Annotated in this window: 16 protein-coding genes; 13 read left to right on the top strand and 3 right to left on the bottom strand. The window is 39.1% G+C overall.

Features of this window, described 5'->3' with window-relative positions:
- Positions 1 to 146: 146 nt before the first annotated feature.
- Entirely contained in the window at positions 147 to 530 is a 384-nt protein-coding gene (locus tag FHS59_RS00295) for a GxxExxY protein (RefSeq protein WP_184492421.1), read from the top strand.
- 143 nt (positions 531 to 673) lie between these two features.
- Here FHS59_RS00295 and FHS59_RS00300 read toward each other — a convergent pair whose 3' ends face one another.
- Positions 674 to 1324 (bottom strand): carboxypeptidase-like regulatory domain-containing protein, encoded by a 651-nt coding sequence (locus FHS59_RS00300; RefSeq protein WP_184492422.1) that lies wholly within the window; start codon positions 1322 to 1324, stop codon positions 674 to 676.
- 111 nt (positions 1325 to 1435) lie between these two features.
- On the opposite strand from FHS59_RS00300, the gene FHS59_RS00305 reads away from it, so the two are divergent.
- The 5 genes from FHS59_RS00305 to FHS59_RS00325 all read left to right on the top strand — a co-directional run bounded on the left by FHS59_RS00305 (position 1436) and on the right by FHS59_RS00325 (position 6782).
- The gene (locus FHS59_RS00305; RefSeq protein ID WP_184492423.1) at positions 1436 to 1819 is read left to right on the top strand and encodes an ArsR/SmtB family transcription factor; all 384 of its coding nucleotides are present in this window, start codon (positions 1436 to 1438) and stop codon (positions 1817 to 1819) included.
- Between the two features lie 5 nt (positions 1820 to 1824).
- Positions 1825 to 2520, top strand: a complete 696-nt coding sequence (locus FHS59_RS00310) for a YjjG family noncanonical pyrimidine nucleotidase (protein ID WP_184492424.1) — start codon at positions 1825 to 1827, stop codon at positions 2518 to 2520.
- A gap of 83 nt (positions 2521 to 2603) precedes the next feature.
- Positions 2604 to 4238, top strand: a complete 1635-nt coding sequence (gene pruA, locus FHS59_RS00315; RefSeq protein WP_184492425.1) for an L-glutamate gamma-semialdehyde dehydrogenase — start codon at positions 2604 to 2606, stop codon at positions 4236 to 4238.
- Positions 4239 to 4449: 211 nt separating this feature from the next.
- Positions 4450 to 5598, top strand: coding sequence for a hypothetical protein (locus FHS59_RS00320; RefSeq protein WP_184492426.1), 1149 nt, complete (start codon positions 4450 to 4452; stop codon positions 5596 to 5598).
- A gap of 95 nt (positions 5599 to 5693) precedes the next feature.
- The gene (locus FHS59_RS00325; RefSeq protein WP_184492427.1) at positions 5694 to 6782 is read left to right on the top strand and encodes a DUF4221 family protein; all 1089 of its coding nucleotides are present in this window, start codon (positions 5694 to 5696) and stop codon (positions 6780 to 6782) included.
- A 6-nt stretch (positions 6783 to 6788) separates the two neighbouring features.
- Here FHS59_RS00325 and FHS59_RS00330 read toward each other — a convergent pair whose 3' ends face one another.
- Both FHS59_RS00330 and fabG read right to left on the bottom strand, forming a co-directional pair.
- On the bottom strand, positions 6789 to 7964 hold the full coding sequence (locus FHS59_RS00330) for a hypothetical protein (RefSeq protein ID WP_184492428.1): 1176 nt from the start codon (positions 7962 to 7964) through the stop codon (positions 6789 to 6791).
- A gap of 153 nt (positions 7965 to 8117) precedes the next feature.
- Positions 8118 to 8864, bottom strand: coding sequence for a 3-oxoacyl-[acyl-carrier-protein] reductase (gene fabG / locus FHS59_RS00335; RefSeq protein WP_184492429.1), 747 nt, complete (start codon positions 8862 to 8864; stop codon positions 8118 to 8120).
- Positions 8865 to 9155: 291 nt separating this feature from the next.
- Between fabG and lpdA the strand changes: the two genes are divergently transcribed.
- From lpdA to FHS59_RS00370, 7 genes are all read left to right on the top strand, one after another.
- The gene (lpdA, locus tag FHS59_RS00340; RefSeq protein ID WP_184492430.1) at positions 9156 to 10553 is read left to right on the top strand and encodes a dihydrolipoyl dehydrogenase; all 1398 of its coding nucleotides are present in this window, start codon (positions 9156 to 9158) and stop codon (positions 10551 to 10553) included.
- A gap of 91 nt (positions 10554 to 10644) precedes the next feature.
- Entirely contained in the window at positions 10645 to 11178 is a 534-nt protein-coding gene (locus tag FHS59_RS00345; RefSeq protein WP_184492431.1) for an RNA polymerase sigma factor, read from the top strand.
- Positions 11178 to 11999, top strand: a complete 822-nt coding sequence (locus FHS59_RS00350) for an anti-sigma factor (protein WP_184492432.1) — start codon at positions 11178 to 11180, stop codon at positions 11997 to 11999. Before FHS59_RS00345 ends, FHS59_RS00350 begins: the two co-directional genes overlap by 1 nt.
- Before the next feature lie 103 nt (positions 12000 to 12102).
- The gene (locus FHS59_RS00355) at positions 12103 to 12561 is read left to right on the top strand and encodes a DUF2721 domain-containing protein (protein WP_184492433.1); all 459 of its coding nucleotides are present in this window, start codon (positions 12103 to 12105) and stop codon (positions 12559 to 12561) included.
- The gene (locus tag FHS59_RS00360; protein ID WP_184492434.1) at positions 12551 to 13513 is read left to right on the top strand and encodes a glycerophosphodiester phosphodiesterase family protein; all 963 of its coding nucleotides are present in this window, start codon (positions 12551 to 12553) and stop codon (positions 13511 to 13513) included. Before FHS59_RS00355 ends, FHS59_RS00360 begins: the two co-directional genes overlap by 11 nt.
- Positions 13510 to 14523 carry a threonine aldolase family protein gene (locus FHS59_RS00365; protein ID WP_184492435.1) on the top strand — a complete coding sequence of 338 codons (1014 nt, stop codon included), beginning with the start codon at positions 13510 to 13512 and terminating at the stop codon, positions 14521 to 14523. Before FHS59_RS00360 ends, FHS59_RS00365 begins: the two co-directional genes overlap by 4 nt.
- Positions 14524 to 14613: 90 nt before the next feature.
- Positions 14614 to 15876 (top strand): replication-associated recombination protein A, encoded by a 1263-nt coding sequence (locus FHS59_RS00370; RefSeq protein ID WP_184492436.1) that lies wholly within the window; start codon positions 14614 to 14616, stop codon positions 15874 to 15876.
- Positions 15877 to 15899: the final 23 nt, after the last annotated feature.

Genomic DNA, 15899 nt, shown 5'->3' on the forward strand with positions numbered 1-15899 from the left:
AATTTTTTTAAATTATGCTTTTAGTAGAAAGTGGTTTTCGAGCAGAATTGATGTTTGAGAATAAATTGATTATAAAACTCAAACATAATATTGGAAAATAACTTTTGATTAAACTCTCGCAAAAGTGCAACGACGCAAAAATTTTTATGGAAAAGGTTGAAAATGAGATAGCTAAAAATATTTTAGATAAAGCATTTCTTATCCATAGAGAGTTGGGGCCAGGATTATTAGAGTCTGTTTATCAAAAAGTTTTGCTTTATGAACTAAAGAAATTAGGGTTTAAAGTTGAGAGCGAGGTGTTTATTCCCTTTAAGTGGGATGAAATACATTTTGAAAATGGATTTCGTGCCGACTTAATAGTAGAAGGGAAAGTTATTATTGAAATTAAGTCAGTTCAAGTAATTGCTCCTGTCCATTTAAAACAAGTAATGACTTATTTAAAACTTACTAAATTGAAGTTAGGGTTACTTCTAAATTTTAATGAGGCTCTTTTAAAAGATGGTATAAAAAGGATAGTTAATGGCCTGTAATTCCAATTAAATCAACGTTGCGCCGTAGCGTCGTTGCGTGATAAGTTGTGGCAAATCAGATTTCATCCATTTTATAAAAAAAAATATAGCCCTTTTGCGCCTTTGCGGGAGTTTTTAAAATTTGTGGGAGCTTTTAAAATCGGTTAATCCCGCTTTTTCAAGTCGCCTCGCTTAATGGATCGAATGAATTGTGACCACGCAAATGGATCCAAAAGACGTAAAGGTCTAGGCCCATAGAGATCTTGGTTTTGTAAAACTTGGCCTTGCTGGAAATATCGGAAGTTTTCTCCTCCGGAAGCCGGCATGCTCTCCGCCCAGCGAAGTAACATCTCCGGACTCATGTTGGCACGGCTGATGGACATTGGATCTACGACATTCATGGCTATAACAGCCTGCTTGAATTCCTCTTCCGTTGGATATGGCATTACTTCGATTTCTGCCAAGGCAATTTCGTCCACCTCCATTGTTAAAATCAAGCTGATTCGGTCGTTTTCTACCGTCTCAGGAACTTTAAAAGTTTGTCTTTTTAATCCAATGAAACTGAAAACAACACTATCACCTTCCAATACTGGCATGGAGAAATATCCAAATCTTCCTGAACTAGTTCCTCTTCCTTTCTTTGGAACATACACGTTTACCCCGGCAACAGCATCTGTACTGTCAGCATTTAAAATGATACCAGAGAGCTGAATGACTTTTCTTTCCTGCTGATCTTGGGCAGTAGCAAGATGTACTGAAAAAATAAATCCCAGTAGAAAAAGAAATGCGGATCGAAGTAAAATTGAATTATTCACAAATAAATTAACTTAATAGAAAGACGAAAGGTTGGGAAATCCGATGCGATTATACCCTAATTTCGTGTGAATTTTTATTTAATAAGCATAAACTGAGTTAAAACTTACTAAATGAGACTTAAAAATATCAGTTTAAATTATGGACTCCGAATATTTAAGGCACTTTCTGAAGAACCTAGAGTACGAATCATGCATTTGCTGATGCAAAATAAAGACTTGTCAATTTCTGATTTGGAACATATTCTGGATTTTACTCAAACAAAAACCAGCCGACACTTGATATACTTAAAGAATGCAGGTCTTTTGGGCAGTAGAAGAGTGGATCAATGGATGTTTTATTACATCCTTGAAGAATATTTGGAGATCCTTCAGCAGATTTTCAAGTTTTTTCAAAAAGATCCAAGTCTGATCAAAGACCAAGAAACTTTCGAAATCCTGAAATCCAACCGGGAACTTGCCATCAATAAAATACAGAATAATCAGTACCGACGATAATTACCTTGAAAACTTACCAACACATTTTCTTCGATTTGGACCATACGCTTTGGGATTATGATCGAAATGTCACCGAATCACTCACTGAACTCTACGAAGCATACATGCTTCAAGAGTTGGGAATTCCCACATTCGAGACATTTTTCAATTCCTTTCATCATGTGAATTTCCAGCTTTGGGATTTATATAATGTCGGGAAGATTGATAAGGATAACCTTCGCAAAGAACGTTTCAGAAGAATCTTTGCCCATGCTGGAGCATCAGAAAACTCAGTTCCTTTGCCGTTTGAGGAGGATTTTATGCATCGAACTTCCTCTAAGCCACATGTGTTTCCCTATTCCAATGAGATCCTGACTTACCTGAAAGCCAAATATCCGCTTCATGTTATTACGAATGGTTTTAATGAATCTCAGGCCAAGAAAATGAAAGCTTCAGGGCTCGATCAGTACTTTGATTTGGTTGTGACTTCGGAGACCACAGGTCATAAAAAGCCAGATCCCAGGATCTTTCATCATGCTATTGAAAGCCTTGGAACCAAAGCAGAAAATTGCATTATGATCGGAGATAATCCGAATTCCGATATCCTCGGAGCACAAAATGCCTTGATCGATCAGGTCTATTTCAATCCGGATGGAAAGCAAATAAATTTGAAACCAACCTATACAATTGGGCACCTCAAGGAGCTTGAAAGTATCCTGTAATCGCTTTTGTTACCAAAATCACTAGTCAATAAAATCCTGTTGGTTATCTTTGCCAACATCAGAAAATCATAACCCCAGATATCATGCTCAAAGGTTTTTTTAATGTACCCACTCCGGTCAATGAGCCGGTTAAAGCATATGCTCCCGGAAGTCCGGAGAGAAAAGAATTACAAGATGCGCTTGAAAAAGCCAGATCCATGCAAGTTGACGTGCCGATGTACATTGGTTCCGAAGAAGTCAGAACAGGAAATAAGCATCCAATGTCTCCTCCTCATGATCATCAGCATGTTTTAGGTCATTTTCATGAAGGCGATGCATCTCATGTGGAGCAGGCAATTAACGCTGCTTTGGGAGCAAAACACGCTTGGGAAAATATGGCTTGGGAGCAAAGAGCTGCTATTTTCTTAAAAGCTGCTGATTTGATTGCTGGTCCTTATAGAGCCAAAATCAATGCAGCAACCATGCTTGGTCAGTCGAAAAATGCCATGCAGGCTGAAATCGATGCGGCTTGTGAGTTTATAGACTTCTTGCGTTTCAATGTGAAATACATGACTGAAATCTATGCCCAGCAGCCTCCTGTTTCAGGAAATGGAGTTTGGAATAGATTGGAGCAAAGACCTTTAGAAGGTTTCATTTTCGCATTGACTCCGTTCAACTTCACTGCCATCGCGGGTAACCTTCCAACTTCTGCTGCGATGATGGGTAATACCATCGTTTGGAAACCTGCCTATACTCAGATTTATTCTGCCAATGTGTTGATGGAGGTTTTCAAAGAAGCAGGCGTTCCTGACGGAGTGATCAACTTGATCTACGTGGATGGACCTGTTGCTGGAGATATTATTTTCAAGCATCCTGATTTCGCAGGGATTCACTTTACAGGTTCTACTGGTGTATTCCAGCATATCTGGAAAGAAATCGGAGCCAATATCAATAAATTCAAATCTTACCCAAGAATCGTTGGAGAGACTGGAGGAAAAGATTTTGTGATCGCTCATAAATCAGCCATTCCAAAAGCAGTAGCAGTTGGATTGGTAAGAGGAGCATTCGAGTACCAAGGACAAAAATGTTCTGCTGCATCTAGAGCTTATATTCCATCCAATATTTGGGATGAGGTAAAAGGATATATGTTGGAGGATTTGGCATCCATGACAATGGGAGGAACAGAAGACTTCACCAATTTTGTAAATGCTGTAATCGATGAGATAGCATTTGATAAAATCTCCAATTACATCACAAAAGCAAAAGAAGCAGACGGAGTAGAGATTATTGCCGGAGGTAACTTTGACAAGTCAAAAGGATACTTCATCGAGCCAACAGTAATAGTGACTCAAGATCCAATGTACACTACGATGTGTGAAGAGATCTTTGGTCCGGTCTTGACGATCTATGTATACAATGCAGAGAACTTCGAAGAAACGCTAGAGTTGGTAGATCAGACAGGACCTTATGCCTTGACAGGTGCTGTTTTTTCTCAGGATCGCTATGCTATTGAGTTGGCAACTACTAAGTTGAAGAATGCAGCAGGTAACTTCTACATCAATGACAAGCCAACTGGAGCAGTGGTAGGTCAGCAGCCATTTGGCGGTAGCCGAGCTTCAGGAACCAATGATAAGGCAGGTTCAATGATCAACTTGCTTCGTTGGGTTTCTCCACGTACGATCAAAGAAACATTCGTTTCTCCAGAAGATTATAGATATCCTTTCTTGGGAGAGGATTGATTCTTTTAACCTTTGAGGTTTCCAAAAACCTCGAAGGTCTAGATCCTATACTTTAAAGATGTCACCCTGAGCACTTGAGAGACGAGAGTCTCGAAATCGAAGGGTATTTTAAGGACATTAATTAATAAAGTTTAAGCCTCAGATTTACCTCTGAGGCTTTTTTAGTTTCAGATATTTCATTAGATTTAGTTGGGCTATTAAATTTTCGTAAATGAAACCATTTGTTTTACTATTTATTTCGATTTTTTTCTTCTCTTGTACCAAAAAACAGGAGGTTATTCAGGGGAGTTTAGAAGATTTTGTCACTGGGGGAATGAGTTTTGAAAGAGGTGTGGAGGTTGGTTTTATGGGGTTTCAAGGAGCATTGGAATATGATGGGAAGGAGGTAGCATACACAAAATGGAATGGGATATTTAAGTTTTTTGATCCTAAAACCGGAAGGAAAATCGACGAGTTTCAGATTCCTAAAGAAGGCCCTGGTTCTCTCAAAGGAGGGCCACATATAGCCAAAGTCTTTGATAACTCCACAATTGTTGCTACCAATACCACAGGGAATGCAATTGTGTACAAGAATAAATCTGTATCGGCCCAATTCCAATTGGATATGAGCGATTTAGAGTCCAATGACTTCTTTTCGTTTCCAATGGGTGGAAATGCCCTTCATCAAGTTTCAAATGATGAATATGAACTTACTTTAAATCCTTTTGATGTGATGGCGCATCGGGTGGGAAAAGATGGCTTTGATCTGGATTTTTCCTCCTGGATTTTAAAATTTGATGATCAAGGAAACTGGATTTGCAAGACTGATTTTAAATCCCCTTATGATGAAAGTTACGCCAATTCTTCTCAGGCATCTGCAATGGTTCGGATGGTGGAAAACGGAAATTCTTGGGCCATGTTTTCTTACTCTGACTCGTTATACCAAATTAAAGATTGCCAAGTGGTAGATACCCGTAAACTGGAATCAATCACACCCATGACTTATTTTCCAGATAAATATGAAGGAGATAAGAATAGAGGAGCGTGGAAATTACAGGAAAATGGTTCGATGAACATTCGCTTATTCCAGGATATATCTTCTGGATTGAATGTAAGAATGACTTTAATCAAACACCGACAACCCGATCCGGATATTTTAGATCCACGACAAAAAATGTTTTTGGATGAAAATACCTATCTGCTTTTGATTTATGATCCGGACTGGAAGTTGCGTGGGGAATTGGAAATTATTTATCCAAGTGGAACTCGATTTGAAAACATTTTCTCCACTTCCGAAGGGCTTTTTATCAATAAACCCGAGCAAAAGTCAGAGGATGAATACGAGTTTTATAAGCTAGACTTAACACAATTTACGGACTGATGGAAAAGATATTTTTAGGATTGGTATTGGTTGGGTTCATTTTTTCCTGTGCTGAGAAAGGAGATGAAGGGATTTACCAGGGAAAGCTTGAAGAATTGCTTTTAGAAGACTTTTCTTTAATAAAAGATAACCAGACTACAGGTTTTAGCAATTTAAAATCAATCGAGAAGGATGGTGAAGAATGGATTGTATATCTATCTGGAGCAACAAAATTTAATGGGAGAGCAATAAATTTTGCTGATACCAAGTCAGGTGAAAAGATTGACCAAATACAAATTCCCTCAGATGGGCCTAATTCTCTCAAAGGAGCTTGGTTTAGCTATATAGTTTCTCCAAGTAAAATAATTGGCATTAGTGATTTAGGAGAGATTGGTGTTTATGATTCAATTGGTAATAAAATTAGTCATGTTAAATCCAGTTTAAGAGAATCAAATAATATGATGGCAGATGCACATGTTCAACCAGAAAACGGACTTATGCAATTCAAACCACCATATCTCCAGATTGGGCAAAACCCCACTTATTGGGTCAATTTGGGTCCTAATACTAAACCTGGCGAGATGCGAACAGCCTTTCCATTGGACTTTAAAAGTTGGTTAAGTCAGATAAATATTGAGACTGGTGAGGTTGTGTCTAGTGAATTCTTTATTCCAGGGGGATATGATCAATTTGAGGGAGATATGACTGCAACCCAGTTGTTTGGCGATAGGGATAAAACACGGGGCCACTATTTGCTAGGCTGGCCTTATTCCGATACGATTTATGTACTTAAGGATTTAGAAATAGTAAAGAAAATAGCTCCTACAAGTAAGCAAAAGTTTAAGTATATGCCTAATGAAATTATTCCTTGGGGAAATCAGTTTACGGTATGGGCTTTACCAAAGGAAGCTTCCAAGCACCTATTCTTACTTTACGATGAAAAAAGAGATTTAATCATTCGTTGCTCTAAAATCAAAGAATCAGGCACGGGCGATACCAAATTTGAGAGAACCAAACATTATATCTTAAGTGTTTTTTCGGGCGACTGGGAGCCCAAAGGAGAATATTTATTTGACTTTCAAACTGAGGTAGAAGTTGAAAACTGGTTCTTAACTTCCGAAGGGCTTTTTATCAATAAACCCGAACAAAAGTCAGAGGACGAATACGAGTTTTATAAGATTGATTTAAGTAGGTTTGAGAAATGAGATTTTCTATTTCTCTGAAAATTCTAATTTATATATGGTGAAATAATCTTCTTCAGTGTCAGGATTATATTTTGATCCCCATAAATATCCATCTCTTTCCATAAGGCTGGAAATGAGAATATTATCTGGAAATGAGAAATCCCCTAATAATTCAAGATTTTCATTCAATACTAGGATTTTACTTGGTGTCTCTTTTTTGAATTTATTGATCAATTCCCTTTTTTCTTCTGGGGAGATTGTGTTTTTCCAATTCCTTATTTGCTCATTGTTGAATCCAGGATTATATCCCACCAAAACATATTCTCCTACTTTTTTAATGCTTTCGATTTTCCCCAAGGTTGTCATTGCATCCATGAAGTCTATTCCTTTCTCACCTTCTGGATGTCCTTTATAAGCATTAAAATTATCTAGTTTAAGATCGATTTTTTTAATGAATGAAAAAGGTTCTTTGTCCTCAAACACAAAGAGGGCTGGCTCTCCTTCGAAGGCGACTATTAATTCATTTTTGGAAAATATAAACCGCGATACCCAATTAGAATGTGGATAGATCAAACCATTATGGTATTTGCTGCTTTCTGGAAATGGCAGGAAATAGGTGATTTCATTTTTTTCAAGATCAAAATTTCCTAAAAGCTTTAGGCTTTTTAAATACTCTTTTTGGTATCGGTTATATTCACTGATTTCTGATCGATTGTTAAAAAAGATTTTATTTCCCTTAAAGATAATTTCATTGGTAGGTGAAGGGAATCCAGAATAGTAAAGAGGAATACCTGTAAAAATGATTTCCACATTTGTTCCATCAATGGACACCCTTTTTACATGAGGTTGGCCAAAAGATAGAAATGAATTCCCATCTTCTTCAAAATATAAAGGAGCAATACGTCTGAGATGTCCTACAATTGTATTTCCATTTGTCACGAAGGAATTCAGGATTTTTCCATTGAAATCTGTGATAAAGATTTCTTCATCAGTTGGACCGCTTTCAATGAAAAGGATTTTATGATTCAAAGGTGAAATATCCTGTAAAATTGGGTTTCCTAGATAGGGGATTTTAATAGAATCAATCCGAACAAGGTTAAAGTCCTTAAACTGAGTTTCATTGTCTGAATTCTTCTCAATTTTTTGAGAACATGCGCTTAGGATAACAATTGAGAGAAAGGCTGAAAAGAAAATCCGTTTCATGACTTTGTGAAAAGTTGTTTAATAAGTTAGTTATTTATTGGGCATCTCGAAAAGATTAACTATGCTTTAAGTAATTTTAACGATAAAAAAAAACGGCTGAGTTTCCTCAGCCGCTTTTAAATCGTTTATCATACATCTAAAATTTTATATCCATCAGGTATACATCGCTCCATTTACATGAAGCACCTGCCCTGAAATATAGGTACTCATATCAGAACCCAAGAATACACAGGCATCTGCAATTTCTTCCGGTTTTCCACCACGCTTCATTGGGATGGCATCTCTCCATCCTTGAACTGTCTTCTCATCCAAAACCTCAGTCATCTCTGTTTCGATAAAACCTGGAGCAATGGCATTGCAACGGATATTTCTAGAACCTAACTCCAAAGCAACGGACTTGGTGAAACCAATGATTCCAGCTTTAGAAGCAGCATAGTTTGCCTGACCGGCATTTCCTTTGGCTCCCACTACAGAAGTCATATTAATGATAGATCCCGCCTTTGCTTTCATCATGGTTCTATTTGCCGCTTTCACAGTATTGAAGCAGGACTTCAAGTTTACATTCATGATTTCATCCCAAGATTCCTCGGTCATTCTCATCAACAAATTGTCTCTGGTGATTCCAGCATTGTTGATCAAGATGTCAAGAGCTCCAAAATCTGCTACCACATTGTTTACCAACTCTTCAGCAGCTTTAAAATCTGAGGCATCAGAGCGATATCCTTTGGCTTTAACGCCAAAAGCCTCTAGCTCGCTAACAAGAGCTTGACCTTTTTCAACACTGGACAAAAAAGTGAAGGCCACATTGGCGCCTTCCTGAGCATATTTGATCGCAATGGCTCTTCCGATTCCTTTAGAGGCACCGGTGATCAAAGCTGTTTTTCCGGAAAGTAATCCCATTGATTCTAAAATTTTGTTTTGCCAAAATTAGAAAAAAACCGAAAGTTTCCGCTTGGAAAAGCAAAGGCTTTTGAGTTTTGCAATTCTTCGATCGTATTTTTCCTCAAAAATTGATTTTAAAGAATAAAATTGGATGAAAACAGAATTTGGTAAAATTCTATTTCAACCCCTGCCTTTTAAACCAGTTTTGTCGAAATCAATTGCGCTTTTGGGGATTGCTTCAAATTTTTTTCTGAAGCCAAAAGGTCTATTTTTGCATAGTTTCAATTCGTTATAAAACAATATTTAGATATGTCTTCGACCAAATTTGACTTGATCGTGGTGGGTAGTGGTCCAGGTGGCTACGTGGCAGCTATTCGTGCTTCCCAACTCGGTTTGAAAACTGCTGTAGTAGAAGCAGCCGAGCTAGGTGGTATTTGCCTAAACTGGGGCTGTATTCCTACCAAAGCTTTGCTTAAAAGTGCTCAGGTATTTGAATACATCAACCATTCGGCTGATTATGGAATTACTGTAAAGGAAGCCACAGCTGATTTTGGAGGAATGGTAAAACGCAGCAGGGGAGTAGCAGACGGGATGAGTAAAGGCGTTACTTTCCTAATGAAGAAAAATAAGATTGAAGTGATTTCAGGTTGGGGCAAAATCCAGCCGGGTAAAAAAGTAGAGGTAACTGATAAAGACGATAAGAAAACAACTTACTCTGCTGACAATATCATTATCGCTACTGGAGCAAGATCAAGAGAGCTTCCTTCTATGAAAATCGATAAGAAGAAAATTATCGGTTATCGTGAAGCAATGACTCTAGAGAAGCAGCCTAAGAAAATGGTCGTGGTAGGTTCTGGAGCAATCGGTGTTGAATTTGCCTATTTCTATGCTTCCATCGGAACAGAAGTGACTATTGTTGAATATTTGGATAGAATCGTTCCTGTGGAAGATGCTGAAGTTTCTAAAACCTTGGAGAAACTTTATAAGAAGTCTGGAATGACTATCATGACATCTTCTGAAGTGACTGCTGTGGATACCAAAGGGACAGGTTGCAAAGTGACCGTTAAGACTGCAAAAGGTGAAGAGACTTTAGAATGTGATATCGTTCTTTCTGCTGCTGGAGTCGTTTCCAATTTGGAAAATATTGGTCTGGAAGATGTAGGCATCATTGTAGATAAAGGAAAAATCAAAGTAGATGAGTATTACAAAACCAATATGCCAGGATATTACGCTATTGGTGATGTGATCCCAGGTCCGGCTTTGGCACACGTAGCCTCTGCAGAAGGAATCATTTGTGTAGAAAAAATCGCAGGACATACTCCTGAGCCATTAGACTATGGAAATATCCCAGGATGTACCTATTGCTCACCAGAAATCGCCTCAGTAGGGATGACTGAAGCAAAAGCGAAAGAAGCCGGATATGATTTGAGAATCGGTAAATTCCCATTCTCTGCTTCTGGAAAAGCTTCTGCAGCCGGAGCAAAAGACGGATTTGTGAAGTTGGTATTCGATAAGAAGTATGGAGAATTGCTTGGCGCTCATATGATAGGCGCGAATGTGACTGAAATGATTGCTGAAATCGTGGCGATCCGTAAACTGGAAACCACTGGTCATGAGTTGATCAAGACAGTTCACCCACACCCGACCATGTCAGAGGCAATTATGGAAGCTGCCGCTGCTGCTTATGATGAGGTGATTCACCTGTAATTGAATTAATTTTGAAAATAAAGAGCACAAGACTGAAAACATTCGGTCTTGTGTTTTATTTTTAGGGATAACCCAATTAAAACGACCAAATTTGGAGGAAGAACAATTAATAGCCGGACTCAGGGCTAAAGACAGGAAAACCACCGAATATCTCTATGAGAAGTATTCGCGTGCGCTGTTCGCTGTCATATCTAGGATAGTCCATGATTCCGACATTGCCGAAGAAGTTTTTCACGATGCTTTTGTTAAAATAATCAAAAAAATCGATCGGTATGAGGAGTCAAAAGGCCGTCTATACACTTGGATGGCCAATATTTGCAGGAATTCTGCCATTGATAAACTACGCTCAAAAGAAATTTCACAATCTGGTAAGACCAACACAATTGACGACTTCGTATATGGTTTGGAGAGCAAATCCGGGACTGTAGAGCAGACAGATGCAATTGGCGTAAAGGAATTGATGGATCAACTCAATGAAGATCAACGATTTATTATTGAGTATATTTATTTCAAAGGATATACGCATTCTGAAGTTTCAGAGGAATTTGAAATTCCTCTTGGCACCGTCAAATCTCGGGTGAGAGCTTCATTACAAGTTTTGAAAAAGAATTTAGACAGAATCTAGTGGATATTCAATCATACATAGCATCAGGCAAATTGGAGCTTTTCCTTCTGGGAGAGTTGAATGAGCGGGAGCGTGAGGAGGTTCTGGCCTTGTCAAGACAGTATCCTGAGATTCAGCAAGAGCTCAATGAACTGGAAGAGGCCATGTTTGCTCTGGATGAGCTAACAGGAACGAAACCTTCTGCCAAGGTGAAAGATAAGATCTTCGCCAGCCTGGAATCGGAATTTAAGAAAGAAGAGACAGTGAAACCTACTGCTGCTCCTTTGGAGACTAAAGTAGTCAAATTGTCTCCATGGAAGCCATTTGCGGTGGCTGCTTCATTAGTAGCAGTAATCGCCTCAGCAGTGGCTATTTTCTACGCGAATAAGTTTTATGAAAGAGATCAACAGTTTACAGCACTGATGCAGGAGCAAAGTGTCATGGCTGATAATCTCAATCAAGTAAAACTGGACTACGAACAGAAAGATACCCAGTTGGAAAGAATTATCGCTGGTGATTTCAAACGAGTAGAAATGAAAGGTGAGGGTTTTGATATGCAGAAAGACGCCAAAGTAGATGTCTTCTGGGATCAAAATGCTAGAGAAGTATTTGTAGCAGTTAATAATTTAAATTCACTCAGTGAGGAATACGATTACCAGCTTTGGGCAATCGGAGATGATGGTCCGATCGGAATCGGTCTGGTAAATCCTGGTGAAAAACTGACGCTTCAACAAATGGATGCAGTGGCTCAAGCAGGAGCATTTGCCATCACTATCGAGCCTAAAGGAGGTTCAGAATCTCCTACCTTGGAGAAGCTGGTCGTTTTGGGTGAAGTTGCATAGAGAATTAAATTGTAATTGATTAGTTATAGGACCTGCTCTGAAAAGAGCAGGTTTTTTTTATTTAGAGGATTTTGAGAGATCATTAATCCATTAACTTTAGCTTATGGAACTCCAACTCTCAACCCCAGCCTTACTTTTTTCTGCCATCACCTTATTGATGCTGGCATTTACCAACCGCTTTTTGGCTATCGCAAGTTTGATTCGTGGCCTACACAAAAACTACATGGATGCACCGGATCAGGAAATGATTGTGGAGCAAATTCATAATCTCCGCAAAAGATTAACGCTCATCAAAAACATGCAGCTTTTCGGAGTTTTTAGCTTTTTATTATGCATCGTATGCATGTATTTGCTTTTCCATGGATTTATTGAAGCTGCCAACTGGGTCTTTGTGGGAAGCATGGGCTCATTACTGATAGCTTTGGCGCTTTCCTTGGTAGAAATTCAGATTTCCACCAAAGCTTTAAATCTGGAGCTAAAAGACATGGAAGAGATTTTCAATAAACGCAGCAGTGGCCTGGATTTTATATTTAAGAAAGACTCAAAAAAGGATGAGAATTAATCTTATTTGCAGTTTACTGCTCATAATTGTTTTCAATGCTTGTGCACCTAAGACTTCTGAAAAGAATGTCGATGGGAGCTTAGTTGCCTCCCCCACGGAGTCAAAAGGATATTACATCGATTTAGAGGGAGTTGGGAGTGCTGAAGATTTTTATAATTGGAGCTCAGATCGTATTCCGATGGTTTCGGCACACCGTGGAGGCCCGTATCCTGGATTTCCTGAAAATGCGATCGAGACATTTGAGCATGTTTTAAAGTACACTCCGTCCATAATTGAGTTGGATGTCGCTATGACCAAAGATTCTGTGTTGGTTTTAATGCACGATGATGACCTTGAAAGAACTACTAATGGAACAGGGGAAGTTGCAGAGGTCACATATGAATACATTCAAGGACTTTTTCTGGAAGATGAAGAAGGAAAATTGACCACTTTTAAAGTTCCCACACTGAAAGAAGCTCTACTTTGGACAAAAAGAAGAGCCTTGTTGACAGTGGATATCAAAAGCTCAGTTCCTTATGAAAAAATCATTGAGGAAGTACGTGAAACCAAGTCTGAAGGCCATGCCGCTTTGATTACTTATACTTTTCCAGCTGCGAAAAAACTTCATTTCATGGCTCCGGAATTAATGCTCTCTGTTACGATCCGGAATCAGGATGAAATTAAAAGGCTGGAAGAAACAAGGATTCCTTGGGATAAAGTCATTGCCTTTACGGGTTTGGCAGAAAGACCTCGCGAATTTAATCAGGCACTCCATCAGCGCCGCGTATTTACCATTTTAGGTGTTTTAGGTAACCTGGATCAAAGCGCCGAAGCTCGAGGCGACCAAATCTATGCAAGTTTTATCCAGAATGGAGCAGATATTTTAGCCACAGATAGACCTATCGAAGCCGCCAAAGCCATCAAGACCTTAGCCCCATCTCAAAGTTCTAAATCTAAGTATTTCATAAAATGATCATTGACCTACGAAGTGATACCGTCACCAAGCCATCCCCAGGGATGAAAGAAGCTATGTTTGCTGCTCCTGTCGGAGATGATGTTTTTGGCGAAGATCCGACAGTTTTGGCTCTGGAAGAAAAGGCAGCCCAACTCTTCGGAAAGGAATCTGCTGTTTTTTGTCCTTCTGGGACGATGACGAATCAGATTGCTATTCGTCTCCATACAAGGATTCAAACAGAAGTAATCTGCCATAAATACTCACATATCTATTTGTATGAAGGAGGAGGGATTATGGCCAACTCATTGGCTTCGGTAAAATTGCTGGAAGGAGATCTGGGTAAAATTACTGCCTCTCAAGTGGCAGCATCGATCAATCCAGATGATATTCACGCTCCTGAAACGACCATGGTTTCTTTGGAAAATACCATGAACAAAGGGGGAGGAAGTATTTATACACTTGATGAAGTAGTGCCGATCAAGAAAGTATGCGAGGAATTCGGGTTGAAGCTTCATTTGGATGGCGCCAGATTATTCAATGCTTTGGTGGAGTCTGGAGAAAGCCCAAAAGACTGGGGAGCGCAATTTGATACGATTTCTATTTGCCTGAGCAAAGGACTAGGATGTCCTGTGGGGTCCTTACTCCTAGGTTCAAAAGCTGATATTAAAAGAGCAAGAAAAGTCCGTAAAGTAATGGGTGGAGGAATGAGACAAGCAGGATTTTTGGCTGCAGCTGGGATTTATGCGTTGGATCATCAAGTAGATCGTCTTAAGGAAGACCATGCAAGAGCGAGAGCTTTGGGAGAAATGCTACTGAAAAAGTCATTCGTTTCTGAAGTTCTTCCAGTGGCGACGAATATTGCCATCGCAAAACTAGATGGGATTACTCCTGAATTCTTTCTTGAAAAACTGAAAGAGAAAAACATCAAAGCTGTGAAATTCGGTCCAGATTTAGTCCGGTTTGTGACACATCATGATTTTGATGATGAACAACTTGAAGAGTTTGGAAATAGGATTTCAGACTTGTAATCATAAGACAGTTTTTGTCATAAATGAAAGGGCCATGGAGCCCTTTTTTCATTTCTCTGTATCTTGCCTTTTGAATCTATATTCTGACACATGAATAACACTCCTTTGGCAGAAAGAATGCGCCCCATTCGATTGGAAGATCTAATTGGGCAAGAGCATTTGTCATCCCCAAATTCATTTTTATACAAAGCCATCAAATCGGGAAATGTGCCTTCTCTGATTCTTTGGGGACCTCCAGGGGTGGGGAAAACTACTATTGCCAATATCATCGCCAATGAAATCAAAGCACCTTTTTACACGCTTTCGGCGATAAGTTCTGGAGTAAAAGACATCCGGGAAGTAATCGAAAAAGCGAAATTTCAGATGGGTGTGGTATTATTTATCGATGAGATTCATCGGTTTAATAAATCCCAGCAGGATGCCTTGCTTGGAGCAGTGGAAAAAGGAATTATCCGATTGATCGGTGCGACAACAGAAAACCCTTCCTTTGAAGTCAATGCCGCTTTGCTTTCCAGATGTCAGGTTTTTACCTTGAATTCATTGGGTAAAATTGAATTGGAAGCAATGCTTCATCAGGCCTTGGAGAAGGATATGGATCTAAAGAAGTTGAATGTTGAGCTAAAGGAAACCGATGCTTTGCTGAGAATTTCCGGAGGTGATGGGAGAAAGCTTTTGAATTTATTAGAAATAGTGATCGATGGGATTAATGAAGATCCCTGCGTGATTATAGATGAAAAGGTAATGCAGATTGCTCAACAAAAGGTGGCGCTTTACGATAAGTCAGGAGAACAGCATTACGATATTATTTCGGCATTTATCAAGTCCATTCGTGGTTCAGATCCCAACGCAGCCGTGTATTGGCTGGCAAGGATGATCGAAGGGGGAGAAGATGTGAAATTTATCGCCAGGCGTTTGGTGATTTTGGCTTCGGAAGATGTCGGTAACGCCAATCCTAATGCTTTACTTTTAGCAACCAATTGTTTTGAGGCAGTGAAATTGATCGGTTATCCGGAATCAAGAATTATTCTTTCCCAATGTGTGACCTATTTGGCGAGTTCTCCAAAGAGCAATGCGTCTTACATGGCCATCAATCAAGCTCAGGCTTTAGTTCGGGAAAAAGGAGATTTATCTGTTCCTCTTCACCTCCGAAATGCTCCCACCAAATTGATGAAAGATTTGAATTATGGCAAAGCCTACAAGTATTCCCATGACTTCCCCGGCAACTTTGTCGAGCAGGAATTTTTACCAGATGAAATCAAAGGAACCAAACTTTATGAACCTGGCGAAAACGCCCGAGAAAATGAATTAAGACGGTATTTAGGGAGTAAGTGGAAAGGAAAATATGGATACTAAATTTATGAAATAAGATATCAGAT

Source organism: Algoriphagus iocasae, assembly GCF_014206875.1.
In the GTDB taxonomy this organism is placed as follows: Bacteria; Bacteroidota; Bacteroidia; order Cytophagales; family Cyclobacteriaceae; genus Algoriphagus; species Algoriphagus iocasae.

Coding starts and splice junctions, on each gene's coding strand:
- FHS59_RS00295 (WP_184492421.1), top strand. CDS start 147: ATGGAAAAGGTTGAAAATGAGATAGCTAAAAATATTTTAGATAAAGCA.
- FHS59_RS00305 (WP_184492423.1), top strand. CDS start 1,436: ATGAGACTTAAAAATATCAGTTTAAATTATGGACTCCGAATATTTAAG.
- pruA (WP_184492425.1), top strand. CDS start 2,604: ATGCTCAAAGGTTTTTTTAATGTACCCACTCCGGTCAATGAGCCGGTT.
- FHS59_RS00320 (WP_184492426.1), top strand. CDS start 4,450: ATGAAACCATTTGTTTTACTATTTATTTCGATTTTTTTCTTCTCTTGT.
- FHS59_RS00330 (WP_184492428.1), bottom strand. CDS start 7,964: ATGAAACGGATTTTCTTTTCAGCCTTTCTCTCAATTGTTATCCTAAGC.
- fabG (WP_184492429.1), bottom strand. CDS start 8,864: ATGGGATTACTTTCCGGAAAAACAGCTTTGATCACCGGTGCCTCTAAA.
- lpdA (WP_184492430.1), top strand. CDS start 9,156: ATGTCTTCGACCAAATTTGACTTGATCGTGGTGGGTAGTGGTCCAGGT.
- FHS59_RS00355 (WP_184492433.1), top strand. CDS start 12,103: ATGGAACTCCAACTCTCAACCCCAGCCTTACTTTTTTCTGCCATCACC.
- FHS59_RS00360 (WP_184492434.1), top strand. CDS start 12,551: ATGAGAATTAATCTTATTTGCAGTTTACTGCTCATAATTGTTTTCAAT.
- FHS59_RS00365 (WP_184492435.1), top strand. CDS start 13,510: ATGATCATTGACCTACGAAGTGATACCGTCACCAAGCCATCCCCAGGG.
- FHS59_RS00370 (WP_184492436.1), top strand. CDS start 14,614: ATGAATAACACTCCTTTGGCAGAAAGAATGCGCCCCATTCGATTGGAA.